14 protein-coding genes are annotated in these 21,864 nt (G+C 47.8%); 9 read left to right on the top strand and 5 right to left on the bottom strand.

What is annotated here, in order from left to right; genetic code table 11:
• Positions 1 to 3: 3 nt before the first annotated feature.
• Positions 4 to 879, bottom strand: coding sequence for a 4-hydroxy-tetrahydrodipicolinate synthase (dapA, locus tag ACTHSW_RS06690; protein WP_070460828.1), 876 nt, complete (start codon positions 877 to 879; stop codon positions 4 to 6).
• 336 nt (positions 880 to 1,215) lie between these two features.
• On the opposite strand from dapA, the gene ACTHSW_RS06695 reads away from it, so the two are divergent.
• The 5 genes from ACTHSW_RS06695 (at position 1,216) to ACTHSW_RS06715 (ending at position 7,143) form a co-directional block, all read left to right on the top strand.
• Positions 1,216 to 2,607, top strand: a complete 1,392-nt coding sequence (locus ACTHSW_RS06695) for a nucleobase:cation symporter-2 family protein (RefSeq protein WP_004519768.1) — start codon at positions 1,216 to 1,218, stop codon at positions 2,605 to 2,607.
• A 116-nt stretch (positions 2,608 to 2,723) separates the two neighbouring features.
• Positions 2,724 to 3,866, top strand: coding sequence for a THUMP domain-containing class I SAM-dependent RNA methyltransferase (locus tag ACTHSW_RS06700; RefSeq protein WP_004519767.1), 1,143 nt, complete (start codon positions 2,724 to 2,726; stop codon positions 3,864 to 3,866).
• A 288-nt stretch (positions 3,867 to 4,154) separates the two neighbouring features.
• The gene (nrdG, locus tag ACTHSW_RS06705) at positions 4,155 to 4,664 is read left to right on the top strand and encodes an anaerobic ribonucleoside-triphosphate reductase activating protein (RefSeq protein WP_004519765.1); all 510 of its coding nucleotides are present in this window, start codon (positions 4,155 to 4,157) and stop codon (positions 4,662 to 4,664) included.
• Between the two features lie 54 nt (positions 4,665 to 4,718).
• Positions 4,719 to 6,563, top strand: coding sequence for an anaerobic ribonucleoside-triphosphate reductase (gene nrdD, locus ACTHSW_RS06710; protein WP_440373814.1), 1,845 nt, complete (start codon positions 4,719 to 4,721; stop codon positions 6,561 to 6,563).
• A gap of 190 nt (positions 6,564 to 6,753) precedes the next feature.
• Positions 6,754 to 7,143 carry a DUF5339 family protein gene (locus tag ACTHSW_RS06715; protein ID WP_107811010.1) on the top strand — a complete coding sequence of 130 codons (390 nt, stop codon included), beginning with the start codon at positions 6,754 to 6,756 and terminating at the stop codon, positions 7,141 to 7,143.
• A 250-nt stretch (positions 7,144 to 7,393) separates the two neighbouring features.
• Here ACTHSW_RS06715 and ACTHSW_RS06720 read toward each other — a convergent pair whose 3' ends face one another.
• From ACTHSW_RS06720 to rfbD, 3 genes are all read right to left on the bottom strand, one after another.
• Positions 7,394 to 8,716 carry a hypothetical protein gene (locus ACTHSW_RS06720; RefSeq protein ID WP_107811009.1) on the bottom strand — a complete coding sequence of 441 codons (1,323 nt, stop codon included), beginning with the start codon at positions 8,714 to 8,716 and terminating at the stop codon, positions 7,394 to 7,396.
• 33 nt (positions 8,717 to 8,749) lie between these two features.
• Entirely contained in the window at positions 8,750 to 11,614 is a 2,865-nt protein-coding gene (gene uvrA, locus ACTHSW_RS06725) for an excinuclease ABC subunit UvrA (RefSeq protein WP_107811008.1), read from the bottom strand.
• Positions 11,615 to 11,764: 150 nt separating this feature from the next.
• Complete coding sequence (rfbD, locus tag ACTHSW_RS06730; RefSeq protein ID WP_070460814.1) at positions 11,765 to 12,628, bottom strand: dTDP-4-dehydrorhamnose reductase; 864 nt, start codon at positions 12,626 to 12,628, stop codon at positions 11,765 to 11,767.
• Between the two features lie 445 nt (positions 12,629 to 13,073).
• On the opposite strand from rfbD, the gene ACTHSW_RS06735 reads away from it, so the two are divergent.
• From ACTHSW_RS06735 to dld, 4 genes are all read left to right on the top strand, one after another.
• Positions 13,074 to 14,537, top strand: coding sequence for a calcium-binding protein (locus ACTHSW_RS06735; protein ID WP_225905471.1), 1,464 nt, complete (start codon positions 13,074 to 13,076; stop codon positions 14,535 to 14,537).
• 163 nt (positions 14,538 to 14,700) lie between these two features.
• Complete coding sequence (locus ACTHSW_RS06740; RefSeq protein WP_070460812.1) at positions 14,701 to 15,564, top strand: phosphoribosylaminoimidazolesuccinocarboxamide synthase; 864 nt, start codon at positions 14,701 to 14,703, stop codon at positions 15,562 to 15,564.
• A 236-nt stretch (positions 15,565 to 15,800) separates the two neighbouring features.
• Entirely contained in the window at positions 15,801 to 17,921 is a 2,121-nt protein-coding gene (gene pnp / locus ACTHSW_RS06745; protein WP_003683274.1) for a polyribonucleotide nucleotidyltransferase, read from the top strand.
• A gap of 163 nt (positions 17,922 to 18,084) precedes the next feature.
• Positions 18,085 to 19,776 carry a D-lactate dehydrogenase gene (gene dld / locus ACTHSW_RS06750; RefSeq protein WP_070460810.1) on the top strand — a complete coding sequence of 564 codons (1,692 nt, stop codon included), beginning with the start codon at positions 18,085 to 18,087 and terminating at the stop codon, positions 19,774 to 19,776.
• Between the two features lie 60 nt (positions 19,777 to 19,836).
• On the opposite strand, the gene ACTHSW_RS06755 is transcribed toward dld, so the two are convergent.
• Complete coding sequence (locus ACTHSW_RS06755) at positions 19,837 to 21,201, bottom strand: sodium-dependent transporter (protein ID WP_070460808.1); 1,365 nt, start codon at positions 21,199 to 21,201, stop codon at positions 19,837 to 19,839.
• Positions 21,202 to 21,864: the final 663 nt, after the last annotated feature.

A 21,864-nucleotide genomic window follows, 5' to 3' on the forward strand; every position in this document is an offset into this window, starting at 1 on the left:
GGATCAGATTTGTCCTGATTTTTCCAGAGCGGCTCGGACTTTGGCTTGACCGGCTTCGGTCAGTGCTACCAAAGGCAGACGAACATGGGGTTCGCATTTGCCCAATAAGCTCAGGCCCCATTTGGGCGCGGCCGGGCTGGGCTCGCAGAACATGGTGTTATAAATTGGGATAAGTTGCTCGTTTAGACGACGGGCGGTCGCAATATCGCCCTCAAGGGCGGCTCGACACATATCGGCAAAGAGTTTCGGTGCAACGTTGGCTGCGACGGTTACCACGCCATGACCGCCACACAGCATGAAAGGCAGGCCGGTAGGGTCATCGCCGGAGAACACGGCAAAACCTTCAGGAACGCTGTTGATCAATTCGATGTTGTTGCCGATATTGCCGCTGGCTTCTTTCACACCGACGATATTCGGAATCTCGGCCAAACGCAAAATAGTGTCGTTGCTCATGCTCACGACGGTACGGCCGGGAACATTATAAATAATCATCGGAATCGAAGTGGCTTCGGCGATGGCTTTGAAATGTTGGTAAATGCCTTCTTGCGAAGGTTTGTTGTAGTAGGGAACAACAGATAAGGTGTAGTCCGCACCGGCTTGCTCGGCTGCTTTGGAAAGGGCGATGGCTTCGACAGTATTATTGGCGCCTGTGCCGGCGATAACGGGAACGCGCTTGTTGACGTGTTTGACAGTGGCTTCAATAACGGCCAAATGTTCTTCGACAGGCAGGGTGGCTGACTCGCCGGTGGTGCCGACTGCGACGATACCGTCGGTGCCGTTTTCAATGTGCCAGTCGATTAAGTCGTGAAGTTGTTCGTAGTTGATGCTGCCGTCTTGATTCATCGGAGTAATCAGGGCAACCAGACTGCCTTTTAACATACGGAAACCTTTAATTTTATGGTGTGGGTGAATTATGCAGTGGATTGTAGCTTACTTTGTTGTTTGTGTGAAACATATCCGCTATGAGGCTTTGCTGTTTAATGGTGACTTGTCATTATCTTAATGAATAATACATTTTTAAATCATTGGTTTGTTTGTTTTTAGGTAGAAAAATGATGTCAAGAATTAAAATGTGTTAAGGCGGTTTGAGGCCGTCTGAAAACGGCTGGGCGGAACTTTCAGACGGCCTGATGGTTTTGAATTTGCTGATACATTTCAAATTGGTTAAAATACGCATCTTAATATTTTTTAACGATTCTTGAGAGAAGGTTCAACATGGCCGGAATGACTGAAAAACAGGCGGAATCGCTTGATTTGGTTTATGGTTTGGAAGACAAGCCGCCGTTTGGGAATGCGTTGTTGAGTGCGGTTACGCACCTTCTGGCGATTTTTGTCCCGATGATTACTCCGGCATTGATTGTCGGCGGGGCGTTGGAGCTGCCGGTTGAAATGACGGCTTATTTGGTGTCGATGGCGATGGTGGCTTCAGGTGTCGGCACTTATTTGCAGGTTAACCGTTTCGGGCCGGTCGGTTCGGGTATGTTGTCGATTCAGTCGGTCAACTTCTCTTTTGTTACCGTGATGATTGCGCTCGGTACCGGTATGAAAGAGGGCGGCTTGACTAAAGATGTGATGATTTCAACGCTCTTGGGCGTGTCCTTTGTTGGCGCGTTTTTGGTGTGCTTCTCCGCTTGGCTTTTGCCTTATCTGAAAAAAGTGATTACGCCGACTGTAAGCGGCGTGGTCGTCATGTTGATCGGCTTGAGCTTGGTGCATGTCGGCATTACTGACTTTGGCGGCGGCTTCGGTGCGAAAGCAGACGGTACGTTCGGTTCGATGGAAAACTTAGGTCTGGCATCGCTGGTGTTGCTGATTGTATTGGTTTTCAACTGCTTGAAAAACCCATTGCTGCGTATGAGCGGCATCGCGGTGGGTTTGATTGTCGGTTATATTGTTGCGCTGTTTTTGGGCAAAGTAGATTTTTCCGCCCTGCAAAACCTGCCGCTGATTACCCTGCCTGTTCCGTTTAAATATGGTTTCGCATTTGATTGGCACGCGTTTATCGTTGCCGGTGCGATTTTCCTGTTGAGCGTATTTGAAGCAGTGGGCGATTTGACGGCGACTGCGATGGTCTCCGAGCAGCCGATTGAGGGTGAGGAATACACCAAACGTCTGCGCGGTGGCGTATTGGCAGATGGTTTGGTTTCTGTAATTGCGACTGCGTTGGGCTCTTTGCCTTTAACCACGTTTGCGCAAAATAACGGCGTGATTCAAATGACCGGCGTGGCTTCGCGTCATGTGGGCAAATATATTGCGGCGATTTTGGTATTGTTGGGTTTGTTCCCCGTCATCGGCCGCGCGTTTACTACGATTCCGAGTCCTGTTTTGGGTGGCGCGATGGTGTTGATGTTTGGCCTGATTGCGATTGCCGGCGTGCGGATTTTGGTCAGCCACGGTATTCGCCGTCGTGAAGCAGTTATCGCGGCGACTTCTGTCGGTTTGGGTTTGGGCGTGGCATTTGAGCCGGAAGTGTTCAAAAACCTGCCGGTATTGTTCCAAAACTCAATTTCCGCAGGCGGTATTATGGCAGTATTGTTGAACTTGGTTTTGCCGGAGGATAAAACCGATAAAGCGGTTAAGGTGGAAACCGATAGTTTGGAGCACTAAGCAAGCTTTATTCAAAGGCCGTCTGAAGTTTCAGACGGCCTTTTGGTTTTCGGCTATAATATTGTTTTTATTTGTTATCCGAGTGGTTCGGATAGCCCTACCCGGAAAGGTTTTATATGACGGTTTATTCACTTTTTATCACTTGTCCTCGCGGTTTGGAAGCGCCTTTGACGCAAGAACTCGAAAGCATGGCATGTCAGGATATACGTGCTGTTGACGGCGGTGTGGCATGTAAAGGCACGATGGAGCAGGTGTATTGCATCAACCTGCATTCGCGCGTTGCCAGCCGTGTTTTACTGCGTTTGACTAAAGGCGGTTATCGCAACGAACACGATATCTACAAACTCGCACGAAATCTGCATTGGACGGGTTGGTTTAAGCTGGAGCAGACCTTTAAAGTCAAAGTCGAAGGCAAGCGCGCCAATGTGAAAAGCTTGGATTTTGTCGGTTTGAAAATCAAAGATGCCGTCTGCGATGCATTCCGCGATATTTATGATGCGCGTCCGAGCGTGGGTAAAATCAACCCCGATATCCGCATTCATGCCTTTATCGATGAGCGCAACGTGGAAATCTTTATCGATACTTCCGGCGAAGCACTCTTCAAACGCGGCTATCGTCAGGATACCGGCGAAGCGCCATTGAGAGAGAACTTGGCGGCAGGTTTGCTGCTTTTGGCAGGCTATGACGGTACGCAGCCTTTCCAAGACCCGTTTTGCGGCAGTGGCACGATTGCCATTGAGGCAGCATGGATTGCGACACACCGTGCGCCGGGCTTGATGCGTCGTTTCGGTTTTGAAAAACTGCAAAACTTCGACAAAGAAAAATGGCAAGCCCTGCGCCGTGAGGCTGAAAAACAAATCAAACCGGCCGCCGCGCCAATTTCCGGCAGCGACAACGACCGTTATATGATTCGTGCCGCATTGGCCAATGCCCAAGCCGCCGAAGTGGATAATTTCATCCGCTTTGACGTGCAAGATGCGCAGGCTGCGCGACCGAACGGCGAACACGGCATTATGATTTCCAATCCGCCTTATGGCGTGCGCCTTGCGGAGGTTCAGGCTTTGCAGGCGCTTTATCCGCAACTGGGCACATGGTTGAAACAACACTACGCAGGCTGGCTGGTTGGAATGTTTACCGGCGATCGCGATATGCCGAAATTTATGCGCCTTTCTCCGAAGCGTAAAATTCCGCTGTTTAATGGTAACTTGGATTGCCGATTGTTTTTGATGGATATGGTTAAAGGCTCGAATCGGGGGTAAAACCTGAAATTAAGGCCGTCTGAAAGATGATTTCAGACGGCCTTTTTTTGATTTGTTAAAACCGTCTTTGTTATAACGGAGTTTGCTTTTCTTTTTTTATATTAATGCACTGAAATTGTTTTCAGACGGCCTTTATCAAGGGAGCCGTGTAGATGTAATTATTGAAATTTACAATCTATCAAATTATAAAAACCTATTACAAAATAAAGATGGATTGTTAAATAAAATACCATATCTAGTAGTATTGTGTTTTAATTCACACCATATCTTGTGTTTTATGGCATTGCAATGAGCGGTTTGAAATTCACAATCGAGCAAATTGTATGGCAGGAAGTGCCGGGCGAAGTATCGTTGGCGTTTCTGTTTTCAGGCTGTCCGTTGCGTTGCAAAGGCTGTCACAGTGCCGATACATGGAAAGAGGGCATCGGCACGGAATTGACCGAGGATTATTTGAAAGGCCGTCTGAAACGCTATCGCGGATTAATCAGCTGCGTGTTGTTTATGGGCGGAGAATGGCAGCCGGAAGCTTTGCAGAAAATGCTGGCTATTGTTGCCGAGGAAGGTTTGAAAGCCTGTTTGTACACCGGCCTGGAGCGTGAAGAGCTGGAGGCGGTTTCAGACGGCATCCTGCCTTATCTGACGTATCTGAAAACCGGCCGCTGGCAGATGGAGCTGGGCGGCTTGGACAGCCCGACCACCAATCAGAAGTTTATTGATTTGCGTACGGGCGAAGTGTTGAACCGATTGTTTATCAAAGACAAACCTACGCCTAAAGTTTTTCCAGTGGCTTCAATTTAGCTCAATGTTGTATTGCACTGATTTAAATTGAATTTATTGTATTCGCTGACAGCGATGTTTCAGACGGCCCAACCGTCATTGTTTAATAAATCATCCAAACCATACAGGAGAATTAACATGATTCGGCTGCATCCCGAACAGTTAAACGGAAAACTACAATTCATGCGTGACTATATCAGCGCGCAAAACGCGGCGGATGGCTCGAAAATGGACGCCAATGCCAACGTAACGCAAAAAAACATCGCCACGATGGAAGCGGAAATCATGAAAGACTTTTTCGTGCAGATTAACCGCGCCCAAGTGTCGCGCAAAATCGCCGAAATTTTCGACCAATCCGTTGCCGACGAATACATCCGCCAGATTGAGGCGCACGAGATTTATGTGCACGACGAAACCAGCCTCAAGCCTTATTGTGTGTCGGTTACACTGTATCCCTTCCTGCTCGACGGCTTAAGCAAACTTGGCGGAGAATCTAAGGCGCCGCAGCATCTGGCATCGTTTTGCGGCTCATTTATCAATCTTGTGTTTGCCATCAGTGCGCAGTTTGCCGGTGCGGTGGCGACGGTGGAATTTCTGACCTATTTCGACTACTTTGCCCGCAAAGACTACGGCGACGATTATTTGGAAACCCACGCCAAAGAAATCGCCAACCATATGCAGCAGGTGGTGTACAGTATCAACCAGCCTGCCGCCGCGCGCGGTTATCAAAGCGTATTCTGGAATATTTCCGTTTACGATCAATACTATTTTGACGCGATGTTCGGCGATTTCGTATTCCCCGATTTCAGCAAACCGGTGTGGGCGAGCGTGGCGAAGCTGCAAAACTTCTTCCTCAAATGGTTCAATCAGGAGCGCACCAAAGCCGTTTTGACCTTCCCTGTCGTTACCGCTGCGATGCTGACCGACGGCGGCAAATGCAAAGACACCGTGTTCGCCGACGAAATGGCGAAAGAGTTGGCGGAGGGCAATTCCTTCTTCGTCTATCTTTCCGATAATCCCGACTCCTTGGCTTCCTGCTGCCGCCTGCGCAACGCCATCGAAGACCGCACCTTCAGCTACACCCTCGGCGCAGGTGGCGTGGCGACCGGTTCCATCAACGTCATCACCATCAATATGAACCGGCTGGAACAAGATGGGCGTGACCTTGCTGCCGAAGTCGCCAAAATCCACAAATACCAATACGCCTACCGCAAACTGATGGAAGAATACCAAGCCGCCGGAATGCTGCCCGTTTACGATGCAGGCTTCATCACTTTGGACAAACAGTTCCTCACCATCGGTATCAACGGCATGGCGGAAGCAGCCGAATCGCAAGGCATCAAAGTCGGCTATAACGACGATTACATCAACTTCGTCCAAGGCCGTCTGAAAACCATATTCGAAGCCAACCAAGCCGCCAGCAAGCACTACGGTGTGAAGTTCAACACCGAGTTTGTCCCCGCCGAAAACCTCGGCGTGAAAAACGCCAAATGGGACAAAGCCGACGGCTACAAAGTCAGCCGCGAATGCTACAACTCCTATTTCTACGTCGTCGAAGACGAAGAAATCAACGCGCTCGATAAATTCCTGCTGCACGGCAAAGAACTGGTGGACTGGCTCGACGGCGGTTCCGCGCTGCACCTGAACCTTGACGAAGCATTGCCCGAATCCGGCTACCGCTCACTCTTGGACATCGCCGCACAAACCGGCTGCAACTACTTCTGCGTGAACGTGCGCATCACCATCTGCAACGAATGCGGCCATATCGACAAACGCACCCTGCATGCCTGCTCTGCCTGCGGCAGCCACGACATCGACTACGGCACCCGCGTCATCGGCTACCTGAAACGCGTATCTGCATTCAGTAGCGGTCGTCGCAAAGAACATGCGCTCAGACATTATCACCGTAAAGCGGCGTAATCGTTGAAAAAAAGGATTACTTAAAAAAGCACAGGCCGTCTGAAATTTCAGACGGCCTTTAGTATGTTTAGATAGACTGACTCTTTCAATGATATATTTTTGATTAAATTAAACAAAAACCCTTGACGCCTTCATATAATGAATTAACATATAACATCCTTTAACCTAAATTTAAAAAAGTGAGAGACACATGAAAACATCAGCTTTATTGGCAGCTTTGTTGGCAGCCCTGTCCCTGTCAGCATGCGGCGGCGGTTCAGGCTCATCTTCTTCTGCTGTTTGTGACGAATACGAAAAAGCATTTACCGAAGCAACAAAAGACGTAGATGCCGCAACCAAAGAAATGATGCAAAAATCTTTCGAACAAACCAAAGAAGCGTTGAAAAACCTGCCGGCAGACCAACGCGATGCAACTTGTAAAACTTCTTTGGACGCTTTGAAAGGCGTTCCTGCTGCCGAAACTCCTGAAGAAAAAGCCGAAGAAGCCAAAGATGCCGCTGAAGAGGCTAAAGAAGACGCAAAAGACGCAGCAGAAGATGCCAAAGAAGCTGCTGAAGACGCTAAAGAAGAAGCTAAATAATATAAATAGCTTTATAGAAAAACGGATTCCAATGATTTGGAATCCGTTTTTTGTTTTGTGAGTTAGGAGAGTTATTTTAGATAAAATATTTTCAATTTTCAGACGGCCATTTTTCATGCCGTCTGAAAGCGCTAGTTTCAACTAAGTTGAAATTTACAACAGCAAACCATCAATCAAACAACCACGTGTGTGGCGCAGCCACGCACGTGGTTGTTTGAGTATTATGCAGGCTATGGCTTGCTGCGATTTGCTATTTCACAAATTGCTCATATGAAGAGCGAACACCATTCGGAACACTTGCAGAGTCAATCAATTTTAAAGCTTCTACAAATCTCTTTCTTTCAGAGCTAACTTTTCTTCCAATTCTAGAACTATCTACTTGTGTATGACGAATCATCAGTGCAATTTCTTGTGGGGAAAAATTCTTGATAATTTTTTCATAAAATGGGATAGCTGCCCATGAAACTCCATATCCATTCCCTAAATAGCAAGAAACAACCGTATCAACAAAATCACTTTGAGCTGTTTCAGGAACGGCTGTATTTTGAGCTAATTCTGCTAATCTTTCAGCGTATGGAGGCTCATTATAAAAGTTGTTCATGCCCTCATGGGCGATTTGCAACCTTTTAATAGCAGTAGAAAAAATTGCATGCTGTTGTGGAGCTGAAAGTAATCCTAGCAAACCTAATTTTTCAAAAAATTGGCTAGATGCCGTTAACCTTTGGTCATCTCCTTTTGTAATATATTCAGAGTGTTTATCAATCAAAGCAGATCGCAAAGAAGCAGAGAAACTATCTTTAAATAACTCACAGATATCTAAGGCATTTAATCTTGTAGGTTCTTGCGAATTTGGATCACAATAGATACCATGCGCCATAACAATCAACAATTGTTTTTGTGCCTCATGAGTTTCAGATAATCTATGAAACCATAATTCACGCTGAGCATCATTAAACCGCCCACTTTTAATTGATTGAATAAAATCGCTAATATTCACTCCTCTAGGAGAAGAAGAATCACCCAAAGCATACTTTATGCAACGATTTAAAAAAGTTATGAATTCTCTATCATTCAAATTACCAAGTGATGGATGAGCTGCAGAAAAATTATTACGAATGCTTCTACACTGTCCTAAAAAAAGAGCGCCTTCCTCATTAAGAATATTTAATTGCAAGCATAAATCTAATAACTGACTATCTTGCAATGCTATCAAATGGCTATCTTCAAAATCCTTTTCTAGTATCTGAGAGACGATTGGAAGACCGAAGGTTCTAACTTTATCGCGCAATCTCAAAATAGCAGCGTTCCATATATAATTGATTGCGCCATCAAATAATCCTGAGCTAATCGCAATACACATACGAGCAATAAGTTCAGGGTTAACATTCTGAATTGGGATATTTCTTAACTCTCGCGGTAAATCGTTCCATGCGTATCTAATCTCATCATCACTTGCTAAAACTTCTCTTGGGAAACCAAGTGCAGAAACAAGTTGATTGATTGCAGGAATTGTATTAGCAGACAAATCAGGTAAGTGTTGATTGAAAGTAGTTAGTGAGTTACTTGATGACATAAAGTTTTCTCCTGTATAAGTAAAATTAAGACTTTAGCTATGAGAATGAAAATCTAACATAGTTTTTAAGTATGTTCCAGTATAACTTCCTTTAACCTTTGCTACTTCTTCGGGGCTACCTTCCGCAATAATCCTTCCCCCGCCATCTCCCCCTTCCGGCCCTAAGTCCACAATCCAATCCGCAGTTTTAATCACATCTAAATTATGCTCGATAATCACAATCGAGTTGCCTTTGCCTTTCAGACGGCCTATGACTTCCAGCAGCAGGGCGATGTCGGCGAAGTGCAGGCCGGTGGTGGGTTCGTCGAGGATGTAGAGCGTTCTGCCGGTGTCGCGTTTGGATAGCTCTAGGGCGAGTTTGACGCGCTGGGCTTCGCCGCCGGAGAGGGTGGTGGCGGACTGGCCGAGGCGGATGTAGCCGAGACCGACATCCATGAGGGTTTGCAGTTTACGCGATACGGTGGGGACGGCGTCGAAAAATTCGCGGGCTTCTTCGACGGTCATGTCGAGGACTTGGCTGATGTTTTTGCCTTTGTATTGGATTTCGAGGGTTTCGCGGTTGTAGCGTTTGCCGTGGCAGACTTCGCAGGGGACGTACACGTCGGGCAGGAAGTGCATTTCGACTTTGATCACGCCGTCGCCTTGGCAGGCTTCGCAGCGGCCGCCTTTGACGTTGAAGGAGAATCTGCCGACGTTGTAGCCGCGTTCGCGCGAGAGGGGAACACCGGCGAAGAGTTCGCGGATGGGGGTGAACAGGCCGGTGTAGGTGGCGGGGTTGGAGCGCGGGGTGCGGCCGATGGGGGACTGGTCGACGTTGATGACTTTGTCGAGGTGTTCGAGGCCGTGGATGTCGTCGTATGGGGCGGGTTCTTCTTGGGCGCGGTTGAGTTCGCGGGCGGTGATTTTGGCGAGGGTGTCGTTAATCAGGGTGGACTTGCCGCTGCCGGATACGCCGGTGATGCAGGTAATCAGACCGAGCGGCAGTTCGAGGGTTACGTTTTTGAGGTTGTTGCCGCGTGCGCCTTTGAGGACGAGCATTCGCTCGGGATTGACGGGCGTGCGTTCAGACGGCACGGCAATGGATTTTTTGCCGCTGAGGTATTGTCCGGTAATGGATTTTTCGCATTTGGCGACGTTTTCGGGCGTGTCGGCAATCAGTACGTTGCCGCCGTGTTCGCCCGCGCCGGGGCCCATATCGACGACGAAATCGGCTTCGCGGATGGCGTCTTCGTCGTGTTCGACCACAATCACGCTGTTGCCCAAATCGCGCAGGCGTTTGAGGGTGGCGAGCAGGCGGTCGTTGTCGCGCTGGTGCAGACCGATGGAGGGTTCGTCCAAAACGTACATCACGCCGGTCAGGCCGCTGCCGATTTGGCTGGCGAGGCGGATGCGCTGGGCTTCGCCGCCGGAAAGGGTTTCGGCGGAGCGGCTTAGATTCAGGTAATCCAGCCCGACGTTAATCAGGAAGCCGAGCCGCTCGGTGATTTCTTTGAGGATTTTTTCGGCGATTTGTTTTTTGTTGCCGTCTAAATCCAGCGTTTCGAAGAATTGGTGGGTTTTGGTGAGCGGCCAGGCGGAGACTTCGTGCAAGGGTTCGCCGCTGACGTAAACGTAGCGCGCTTCTTTGCGCAAACGTGCGCCGCCGCAGCTTGGGCAGGCGCGGTGGTTTTGGTATTCGCGCAGTTTTTCGCGCACGGTTTCGCTGTCGGTTTCGCGGTAGCGGCGTTCGAGATTGGGGATGATGCCTTCGAAGGCGTGGCTGCGGTTGAAGGTGGTGCCGCGTTCGGACAGGTAGGTGAAGTCGATGACTTCTTTGCCTGAGCCGTGCAAGACAACTTTTTTGACTTTTTCAGGCAGTGTTTCCCATGCTGCATCCGCATCAAACTCATAATGGCGTGCTAACGATTGAATCATTTGGAAATAGAATTGGTTGCGTTTGTCCCAGCCGTCAATCGCGCCTGCTGCTAAGGATAATTCGGGATGGGCGACTACTTTTTCGGGATCGAAGAAGTTGGTGTTGCCCAAACCGTCGCAAGTCGGGCAGGAACCCATCGGGTTGTTGAAGGAAAACAGGCGCGGCTCTAATTCGGGCAGACTGTACGAACATACGGGGCAGGCAAAACGCGCGGAGAACCAATGCTCTTCGCCGCTGTCCATTTCCATCGCCAACGCGCGCTCGTTGCCGTGGCGTAGCGCGGTTTCAAAACTTTCTGCCAGCCGCTGCTTGATGTCCGCCTTCACTTTCACGCGGTCGATGACGACGTCGATGTTGTGTTTAATGTTTTTTTCCAGCTTCGGTACTTCGTCAAGCTGATAGACCTCGCCGTCCACGCGTACACGCGCAAAGCCTTGCGCCTGCAAGTCGGCAAAGAAATCGACAAACTCGCCCTTACGCTCACGCACCGCCGGCGCCAGAATCATCACGCGCGTGTCTTCCGGCAGCTTCAAGACGGCATCGACCATCTGAGATACGGTTTGGCTCGACAGCGGCAGCTTGTGTTCGGGGCAGTAGGGTGTGCCGACGCGTGCGTACAAAAGGCGCAAATAGTCGTGAATTTCCGTTACCGTGCCGACGGTGGAACGCGGGTTGTGGCTGGTGGATTTCTGCTCGATGGAAATTGCAGGCGACAAGCCTTCAATCAAATCGACATCGGGTTTGTCCATCATCTGTAAGAACTGACGGGCATAGGCGGAAAGGCTCTCAACATAACGGCGTTGGCCTTCGGCATATAAAGTATCAAACGCCAGCGACGATTTGCCGCTGCCTGACAATCCTGTTACCACCACGAGTTTGTGGCGCGGAATGTCCAAATCGACATTTTTTAAATTATGTGTACGCGCGCCGCGGATGCGGATGGTGTCATTATCGTGTGAATATTTGGGATGATGGTTGCACATATTGTCAGGCCGTCTGAAAAATAAAATAAACGGCTATTGTAGCACTTTTCAAATGACAGACTGGATAGATAAAGCATTTGATATAAAAGAAACAAAGAGGCCGTCTGAAAATATGTTTTCAGACGGCCTTGATATAGATGGATCAGCTTATCAGTCAATTTTGCGGAGAATTTCGCGCAGGGCTCTTTGCCAGTCGGACGGTTTGATACCAAACTCGGTCTCTAGGCGTGAGCAATCCATAATGCTGTATGCCGGACGCGGAGCGGGCAGGGGGTATTGTTCGGTGGTAATCGCGTTCAGTTCCGGAATGCGGAAGCTGTCGTCTAATTGGTGGGCCGTCTGAAAGATGGCTTTGGTAAATTCGTACCATGTTGCCGATTTGTTGCCACAGTAATGGAAGATGCCGCGTGGGGAAGTGGGCTGTTGCAGTAAACTGATGATGGCGTGAGCCAAGTCGCCTGCATAAGTCGGGCAGCCGGTTTGGTCGTGAACAATGGAGAGGGAATCACGTTCTTTGGCAAGGCGCAGCATGGTTTTGACGAAATTGCTGCCGTATTCGCTAAACAGCCATGAAGTACGGACGATTGTACTTTCCGGATGCGCGGCTAAAGCCAAAAGTTCGCCTGCTACTTTGGATTGACCGTAAGTGCTGCGCGGATTGGTATAGTCGGTTTCGCGGTAAGGGCGTTTGCCTTCGCCGTCGAATACATAATCAGTGGAAATATGGATAAAGCGGGCGTGTGCGGCGCGGGCGGCTGCGGCCAGGTTGTGAACAGCAGTTGCGTTGACGGCAAAAGCAGCCTCTGCGTTTTCTTCTGCTTTATCGACGGCAGTGTAAGCTGCGGCATTAACGATGGCATCTGGTTGGAAGTTTTTAATCATATGATGCACGGCTTCGGTATCGGTAATGTCTAGCGAAGTAGAGTCGGTAGCAATCAGTTCCCAATCTTCGGGCAGGCGGTCGCGCAGACAACGGGCAAGCTGACCTTTGGCTCCGGTCAATAAAGTACGCATGGTTGAGTATCTCCTCTGATAGCTGTTAAATAGGTATTCGTGTCATTATAGTGTAAATACGACAAATTCACATTATTGGCGTAGAACAAAATGCAGAGGCGGCTGTATTTGGGCAAATTATCGATATTATCTATCCATAATAATAACCATTTATTGGTATTATGTTTGTTTACTGTAACTAGAGTTAAAGTTCAGCTTTTAATAAGATAGATAAAGGATCTATGCTGTTTGAGAGAATGTGAATCAATGTTAATGTTTTTATTGTTGCTAGGATAATGGAATTTAAAAACAGGCGAAACTCCGTCCTTTTATCGGCAAATTCTACCGTTTGATATTTTTGAGTAAATATTTTGCAAAATATTACTAAAATAATAATTGAGCAAGGGCGGAATTTGCTCGTTCCGTCAGCTCAATATCTTTATTAACTATTTTGGGAGTAATTATTATGGCATACTGTTACGGGGGGTATTATGCTAGACCCCTGGTTAGTTCTTACTGCGCTCCTGCGCCTAAGGCTTCCTTCTCATCTTACTACTGCGCTCCTGCAGCAAAATCTTCTGTTTCTATCGGCAGCATCGCTAGCATTGCCAGCGTCGGCGTGTCAGTAGTTAATGCGGTAACTGGTTTGGTTTCTGCTATTGCGGCTTTCTGCCCACCAGCAAAAACCACCGTTTACAAATGTGTTCCGGTTTGCCCACCTTACAACTGTGATCCAATCAAACCGACACCACCACAACCAAAACCACGACCTCAGCCTAAACCTCAACCTAAACCTGAGCCTAAACCTGAGCCACAACCAGAACCGCAACCAGAACCAAAACCTCAACCAAAACCTGAGCCTAAGCCAGAACCAAAACCTGAGCCTAAGCCAGAACCAAAACCTGAGCCTAAACCAGAACCAAAACCTGAGCCTAAGCCAGAGCCAAAACCTGAGCCTAAGCCAGAGCCAGACTGCAAAGACTGTGTTGACGATCATAACCAAAACAACTCATACGGTCACGAAGATAAAAACCCAGGTAATGTCATCCGTGCTGAAGACTGCAAAGACGGCAACGTTATCCGCGGTACTGATGCTAAAGATACCATTTATGGTACTGCTTGCGAAGACATCATCTACGGTGGCAACGGCACAGACGTAATCTACGCCGGTGCTGGTAACGACACCATTTACGGTGATGCCGACGGTGACTCTCTGTACGGTGAAGAAGGTAAAGACTACCTGCAAGGTGGTGCCGGTAACGACTACCTGAACGGTGGTTCAGGTGCTGACATCATGCGCGGTGGCGACGGTAACGATGTTTATTTCGTTGACAATGCCAACGACCAAGTTATCGAGTACGGCAATGCACAAGCCGGTATCGATACTGTTCGTACCGTTATTGACTACACCTTGACCGATCACGTTGAAAACCTGTTCTTGCAAGGTATGCAAAACCTGAACGGTACCGGTAACTCTTTGAACAACAACATCGAAGGTAACGGCGGCAACAACCATCTGTACGGTTTGGCCGGCGACGACTGCCTGGTTGGCAAAGACGGTAACGACTACCTCGACGGTGGTGTCGGCAACGACATCCTGATCGGTGGTACCGGTAACGACACTTACTTCTTCGACAAAGGTTACGGTCATGATACTATCCGTGAAGAAAGCGGTAATGACACCCTGTTGTTCGGTAAAGGCGTTGCAGCTTCTGACGTATTGCTGAGCAAATCAGGTGCTAATCTGACTGTTTCTGTCGGTACTAACGACAGCATCACCATCGACGACTGGTTCACTGGTAACAATCACAAAGTTGAAAACTTCAAGTTTGCTGACGGTAGCACTTACCAAGTAACTGGCCACGGCGACTACTACTCTCTGTCTGCTGTAAACCACATCCAAGATCAGACTCAAGTTTCTGTAATCTGATAGGATGGTGATTTTCAGGGTTTTTCTCTGAAATCAACGGATAAGGCCGTCTGAAACCAAAATATAAGGTTTCAGACGGCCTTTATTTTGTAAACAATCTGACGAAAAATTCCAAATTGGGCTAAAATACCGCATTCTTCTGTCTACTAAAGAGATACCTGAAATGTCTGAAATCAGCTTGAAAAAAATCTACTCCGGCAAAGTCCGCGATTTGTACGAAATTGACGATAAACGTATGCTGATGGTTGCTTCCGACCGTCTGTCTGCATTCGATGTGATTTTGGATGACCCGATTCCGGGTAAAGGGGAGATTCTGACGCAGATTTCCAATTTTTGGTTTAAAAAACTGGCTCATATCATGCCTAACCATTTTACCGGCCATACGGTTTACGATGTTTTGCCTGAAAACGAAGCTAAAGTTTTAGAGAAACGCGCCGTCGTGGCTAAAAAACTCACTCCGGTGAAAGTGGAGGCTATTGTGCGCGGTTATCTGGCAGGCAGCGGTTGGAAAGATTATCAAAAGACAGGCTCTGTTTGCGGTATTCAACTGCCCGAAGGTATGCAGGAAGCGCAACAGTTGCCCGAAGTGATTTTTACGCCATCGACCAAAGCCGCAGTTGGCGATCATGATGAAAACATCAGCTTTGAAGAATGCGAACGCATTATCGGAAAAGAATTGGCGGCGGAGGTGCGCGCCAAAGCGATTCAGCTTTATACAGAAGCGGCCGAATATGCGAAATCTCGCGGTATTATCATTTGCGATACCAAGTTTGAATTTGGTTTGGATGAAGAAGGTACGCTGACTTTGATGGACGAAGTATTAACGCCTGACTCCAGTCGTTTTTGGCCTGCAGACCAATACAAAGTCGGCACCAATCCGCCGTCTTTTGACAAACAATTTGTCCGCGACTGGCTGGAGCAAAGCGGTTGGAATAAAAAAGCGCCTGCGCCTAAAGTGCCTGCCGATGTGATTCAAAAAACAGTCGAAAAATATCAGGAAGCATTGACTTTGCTGACTCAGGATTGATTTTTAAGTTTGAAGGCCGTCTGAAAAGGATATGTTTCAGACGGCCTTTTTATTGTATAAATACTGGATTTTAAGGATGGTTGCCTTTATAATCGAGAGTTGTTTTCAGCGCCTTAAAGGCCGTCTGAAAGCTTGTTTATAACCTGCCGCACGGTCTGAAACCCTAACTATGCACATTCGGATTTTAGTGTGCATTATTAGTGTTTTAGCAGTGCGGTATTTTGAAAGGAACAATAATGTTCAATAAACACGTTAAGACCTTCCAATACGGTAATCAAACCGTTACTTTGGAAACCGGCGAAATCGCCCGCCAAGCCGCTGCTGCCGTTAAAGTATCCATGGGCGACACCGTTGTTTTGGTTGCTGTGACTACCAACAAAGAAGTGAAAGAAGGCCAAGACTTCTTTCCTCTGACTGTCGATTACCTTGAGCGTACTTACGCAGCAGGGAAAATCCCCGGCGGTTTCTTCAAACGCGAAGGCAAACAAAGCGAAAAAGAAATCCTGACCAGCCGTCTGATCGACCGTCCGATTCGTCCTTTGTTCCCTGAAGGTTTCTATCACGACATCCAAATCGTAGCGATGGTGGTGTCTGTTGACCCTGAAATTGATTCTGACATTCCTGCAATGTTGGGTGCATCTGCCGCGCTGGTGTTGAGCGGCGTACCGTTTGCCGGTCCGATTGGCGCGGCACGCGTAGGTTATGTAAACGGCGTGTACGTTTTGAATCCGACTAAAGCCGAATTGGCTAAATCACAATTGGACTTGGTTGTTGCCGGTACTTCTAAAGCCGTGTTGATGGTGGAATCCGAAGCCGACATCTTGTCTGAAGAAGTGATGCTGGGTGCGGTTGTTTACGGTCATGATCAAATGCAAGTGGCCATTAATGCCATCAATGAGTTTGCCGACGAAGTTAATCCGGAAGTTTGGGATTGGAAAGCACCTGAAACCAATGAAGAATTGGTTGCAAAAGTACGCGAAATTGCCGGCGAAACCATTAAAGAAGCGTTCAAAATCCGTCAAAAACAAGCGCGTTCTGCCAAATTGGACGAAGCTTGGAATGCTGTAAAAGAAGCGTTGATTACCGAAGAAACCGACACTTTGGCAGCCAACGAAATCAAAGGCATTTTCAAACACTTGGAAGCCGATGTTGTCCGCAGCCAAATTTTGGACGGCCAACCGCGTATCGACGGTCGCGACACCCGCACTGTTCGTCCGTTGAACATTCAAACCGGCGTATTGCCGCGCACTCACGGTTCTGCACTGTTTACCCGTGGCGAAACCCAAGCTTTGGCGGTTGCAACTTTGGGCACTTCACGCGACGAGCAGATCATTGATGCACTGTCCGGCGAATACACCGACCGCTTCATGCTGCACTACAACTTTCCACCATACTCTACCGGTGAAGTGGGTCGCGTAGGTGCGCCAAAACGTCGTGAAATCGGTCACGGCCGCTTGGCTAAACGTGCATTGTTGGCCGTATTGCCGGAACCTGAAGATTTCAGCTACACCATGCGCGTGGTTTCTGAAATTACCGAATCCAATGGCTCTTCCTCTATGGCTTCCGTCTGCGGCGGCTGCCTGAGCCTGTTGTCTGCCGGTGTGCCTTTGAAAGCACACGTTGCCGGTATCGCCATGGGTCTGATTTTGGACAACAACAAATTTGCCGTCCTGACCGACATCTTGGGTGACGAAGACCACTTGGGCGATATGGACTTTAAAGTAGCCGGTACAACCGAAGGTGTGACCGCACTGCAAATGGACATCAAAATCCAAGGTATTACCAAAGAAATCATGCAAATCGCTTTGGCTCAAGCCAAAGAAGCACGTTTGCACATCTTGGATCAGATGAAAGCCGCTGTTGCAGGCCCGCAAGAACTGTCTGCACACGCGCCACGCTTGTTCACCATGAAAATCAACCAAGACAAAATCCGTGATGTGATTGGTAAAGGCGGTGAAACTATTCGTTCGATTACTGCTGAAACCGGTACTGAAATCAACATCGCTGAAGACGGTACCATCACTATCGCTGCGACTACTCAAGAAGCAGGCGATGCAGCGAAAAAACGTATCGAAGAAATCACTGCCGAAGTGGAAGTGGGCAAAGTGTACGAAGGTACTGTGGTTAAAATCCTCGACAACAACGTTGGTGCGATTGTCAGCGTGATGCCGGGCAAAGACGGTTTGGTACACATCAGCCAAATCGCCCACGAGCGCGTACGCAATGTCAGCGACTACCTGCAAGTAGGTCAGGTTGTGAACGTGAAAGCATTGGAAGTAGACGATCGCGGCCGAGTACGCCTGTCTATCAAAGCTTTGCTAGAAGCTCCTGCTCGCGAAGAGAAAGCAGCTGAATAATTTGATTGTGCAAGCTTGAAACAAAAGGCCGTCTGAAAATTTCAGACGGCCTTTTGTTTATTTGAATGATGAATTTAAAAATGAGTTTGCCTTTACTTTGATAAAAGGGATTACTACAATATTTGTAATTTAATAAATATATTCATTTCTCAAGGAGTATGCAATGAATGCTACACAATTAATCAGTCGGCTGACGCAAACCGTCGGCGAAAAATATATCATCACAGACCCGGCAAAAACTGAACAATACCGTCAAGGCTACCGTTTTGGCGAGGGCAAGGCGCTAGCTGTTGTCCGTCCGGGTACGGTTTTGGAAATGTGGCAAATCTTGCAGGCGTGTGTTGAGGCTGATGTTATCGTGATTACGCAGGCCGCCAATACCGGTTTGACTGGCGGCTCGACTCCTGACGGCAATGATTACGACCGCGATATCGTGATTGTGAATACCATGCGTCTGAACATCATTCAGCCGATCAACAATAACGAACAGGTTGTCTGCCTGCCCGGTTCTACCTTGAATCAATTGGAGCTGCTGCTGAAACCTTTAGGCCGTGAGCCGCACTCAGTGATCGGTTCGTCCTGTATCGGCGCATCTGTATTGGGTGGCGTATGTAATAACTCGGGTGGCGCACTGGTACAGCGTGGCCCGGCTTATACGGAAATGGCCCTGTTTGCGCAAATCAACGAAGAGGGCAAACTGGAGCTGGTCAACCATTTGGGCATTGATTTGGGCGAAACCCCTGAAGAAATTTTGACCAACTTGCAAGGTTTCCATTATCAGCGAAAAGACATTGCGCAAGATGCCGGCAAAGGGCATGACCATGCGTACTGCGATCATGTCCGCCAAGTGAATGAACCGACTGCCGCCCGTTTTAATGCCGACCCTGCGCGTCACTACGAAGCATCAGGTTGCGCGGGCAAGCTGATGGTGTTTGCCGTACGCTTGGATACGTTCCCGCAAGAAAAACAGACTGCCGTCTTCTATATCGGCACCAATGATATTAATGAGCTGACCGATATTCGTCGTGCCGCTTTGAGCGAGTTTAAAAACCTGCCTATTTCCGGTGAGTATATCCATCGTCATGCTTTTGATATTGCTGCCGTTTATGGTAAAGATACTTTTTATATCATCAAGACGTTCGGTACCCACCAACTTCCGAAACTGTTTGATCTGAAAGCCCGTGTGGATAGATTCAGCAAAAAGATAAGTTTCTTACCAAAACACTTCTCTGATAAATTCATGCAACTGATCAGTAAGATTTTGCCCGATCACTTGCCGAAGTCTATGCGCAACTATCGGGATAAATATGAACATCACCTGATTTTAAAAATGGGTGGCGAGGGCGTAGAAGAGGCGCGTGCTTTCTTGAAGGAATATTTTGCAACCCATGGCGGGGCATTCTTCGAATGTAATGCCGAAGAAACGCAGGCGGCCATGCTGCATCGCTTTGCTGTGGCTTCTGCCGCGATCCGTTACCGTTCTGTACATGATGATGAAGTAGAGGATTTGGTTGCACTCGATATCGCCTTGCGCCGTGATGATCGTGATTGGTTTGAAACACTGCCGCCGGAAATTGACAATAAAATCATCCATAAATTGTATTACGGACATTTTATGTGTCATGTGTTCCATCAGGACTACATCATTAAAAAAGGCAACGACTGCATGGCCTTGGAACATGAAATGCTCCACTTGCTTGACCAACGTGGCGCGCAATATCCTGCCGAACACAATGTCGGTCATCTGTATGAAGCCAAGCTCGAGCTGAAACAGTTCTATAAAAAACTTGACCCGACCAACAGCTTCAATCCAGGTATCGGTAAAACCAGTAAGAAGAAAAACTGGGCTGAATAAAGCATAGTCAAAACAAAGGCCGTCTGAACATTTCAGACGGCCTTTTTATATGTTTGCTTATCAGAACAGGTTGCTGATGAAAATCAGCAGAATGACCAATGGAACGAGATATTTCACATAGGCAAACCAAATATTGACCGTCGTATGGTTGCCTTTATAAAGTAATTCATCCTTCGCTTCGTCCTTCATCACGAAACCGACAAACAGCGCGGAGCCGAGCGCGGTCAGCATAAACAAGATGTTGCCGCTGATGTAGTCAAAGGCATCAAAAATATTTTTACCAAACACGGAAATATCTTTCCATGGGCCGTAGCTCAAGATGGAAGGGATATTGCCGAAGATAAAAATACCTGTCAGTACGATGGTAATAGCCGCTGCGCGGCGGATTTTGGTTTTCTCCTGAATGGTCGTAATCAACACTTCATAAATGGTCAGAGAAGTGGTCAGCGCGGCAATCAGAAGCAGTGAGAAGAAAATCACTGCAAATACAGGGCCTGCCCACATATTGGAGAACACGATCGGCAGGCTTTGGAACACCAGCGTCGGGCCGGAGTTAGGGGCAACGCCAAAGCTGAAGAGGGATGGGAAAATCATAAAGCCGGCCAACACGGCAATCAAAGTATTGGTAATCGCGGTAATCACTGCCGTCTGAACCAGATTTTCGTTTTTATCCAGATAGCTGGATAACGTAATCATCACGCCGAAACCCAAGCTCAAGGCGAAGAATACTTGTCCTAAAACGAAGACGAACAGTTCGGCGGTAATTTTGCTGAAGTCAGGTTTCAGATAGAAGGTAATGCCTTCCATTGCGCCCGGTAGGGTAACGTTGCGCACGACCATGGCAATCAGGAATAAAAACAGCAAAGGCATCAGGTATTTTGCCGCTTTTTCAATACCGCCGATCACGCCTTTGACCAAGATCCATTGGTTTACGACCACAAATAGGAAGGTGTAAAAGGCAATTTCCCAAGGGCTGTTTTCAATGTGTTCGGTAAAGAAACTTTTGGTGACTTCTCCGGAAACAGGGCTGGAAATATCCAAATTACCGCCGATGATATTGATGATGTAGCTGATAACCCAGCCGCCGAGCACCATGTAATAGGCCATGATGCCGAATGCGCCGAGTAGTCCCATCCAACCGACCAATTTCCAAACTTTGGCAACGGGTTTGCCATTCATTGTGCCGCCAAACGCATCCAGCGCGTTCACGCCTTTACGGCGACCGATGACGTTTTCGACCAAAATCATTGGAATACCGATGACCAGCATGGCGATACAGAACAGAAACACATACGCGCCGCCGCCGTTTTCACCGACCAAATACGGGAAACGCCAAGTTGCACCAAAGCCGACAGTCGCGCCGGCAACGGTAAGGATGTAAGTCAAACGGTTGGACCAGGTTTGACGGGGTTGATTGGAAGACATAAATACTCAGATGCATAAAAATAAAGACAACATTTTACCGCAAAGATTTAACGAATCTTGACTAAAGTCGGAAAAGAAAATTAGTTAAAAAAACCATGTAATGAAGAATTTTTAGTGGGTTTCTCTGGTTTGCTTGGTATTGAAACCTGCAAACAGAGAATTTGTCTGAAGCGATACGAATGATTGAAAGAGCCCTAACGATAAAGGCCGTCTGAAAGGTGGGATATGGGAAAGGGTTGTTGTGAGGAGATTGGATAGCACTAAGGTGTGCTTTCAAATATGTCGGCAACAAAGATGGTATTTCTCTGAGGTTGTCTAATAACATCCTGTAACCTTAGCTTGGATAGTCGCCGATGGTTTTTCTTTCTATAAAACGATTTGTCTGAAATTGGAACGGTACAGATTGATGCGGAAGAGACGAGAAAGAGAAAAGGAGGAATGGCAAGGTAATGAGTGGGAGATGAGGTTGAGTAATGATGGCTTCTTTAGATGAGAAAGACCGTCTGAAAGTACATTCGTTTGGTTACCAAATTTTAGATAAAAAAAACCATCTATACTAAGGGGAAAGTATAGATGGCCAAACACATTACGGGGAAAACGTCTTACTCACTTACTCACTTCTTTCGAAGCAAGTGTTACTCAGACAGGCGAATTATACAATAG

Origin of the sequence: Neisseria sp. P0008.S004, assembly GCF_051962755.1 — a bacterium.
Taxonomy (GTDB): Bacteria; Pseudomonadota; Gammaproteobacteria; order Burkholderiales; family Neisseriaceae; genus Neisseria; species Neisseria subflava_A.

Excerpts from the sequence above, each read along its gene's own strand:
- dapA (WP_070460828.1), bottom strand. The coding sequence starts at position 879 with ATGTTAAAAGGCAGTCTGGTTGCCCTGATTACTCCGATGAATCAAGAC.
- ACTHSW_RS06695 (WP_004519768.1), top strand. The coding sequence starts at position 1,216 with ATGGCCGGAATGACTGAAAAACAGGCGGAATCGCTTGATTTGGTTTAT.
- ACTHSW_RS06700 (WP_004519767.1), top strand. The coding sequence starts at position 2,724 with ATGACGGTTTATTCACTTTTTATCACTTGTCCTCGCGGTTTGGAAGCG.
- nrdG (WP_004519765.1), top strand. The coding sequence starts at position 4,155 with ATGAGCGGTTTGAAATTCACAATCGAGCAAATTGTATGGCAGGAAGTG.
- nrdD (WP_440373814.1), top strand. The coding sequence starts at position 4,719 with ATGTTTCAGACGGCCCAACCGTCATTGTTTAATAAATCATCCAAACCA.
- ACTHSW_RS06715 (WP_107811010.1), top strand. The coding sequence starts at position 6,754 with ATGAAAACATCAGCTTTATTGGCAGCTTTGTTGGCAGCCCTGTCCCTG.
- ACTHSW_RS06720 (WP_107811009.1), bottom strand. The coding sequence starts at position 8,716 with ATGTCATCAAGTAACTCACTAACTACTTTCAATCAACACTTACCTGAT.
- uvrA (WP_107811008.1), bottom strand. The coding sequence starts at position 11,614 with ATGTGCAACCATCATCCCAAATATTCACACGATAATGACACCATCCGC.
- rfbD (WP_070460814.1), bottom strand. The coding sequence starts at position 12,628 with ATGCGTACTTTATTGACCGGAGCCAAAGGTCAGCTTGCCCGTTGTCTG.
- ACTHSW_RS06735 (WP_225905471.1), top strand. The coding sequence starts at position 13,074 with ATGGCATACTGTTACGGGGGGTATTATGCTAGACCCCTGGTTAGTTCT.
- ACTHSW_RS06740 (WP_070460812.1), top strand. The coding sequence starts at position 14,701 with ATGTCTGAAATCAGCTTGAAAAAAATCTACTCCGGCAAAGTCCGCGAT.
- pnp (WP_003683274.1), top strand. The coding sequence starts at position 15,801 with ATGTTCAATAAACACGTTAAGACCTTCCAATACGGTAATCAAACCGTT.
- dld (WP_070460810.1), top strand. The coding sequence starts at position 18,085 with ATGAATGCTACACAATTAATCAGTCGGCTGACGCAAACCGTCGGCGAA.
- ACTHSW_RS06755 (WP_070460808.1), bottom strand. The coding sequence starts at position 21,201 with ATGTCTTCCAATCAACCCCGTCAAACCTGGTCCAACCGTTTGACTTAC.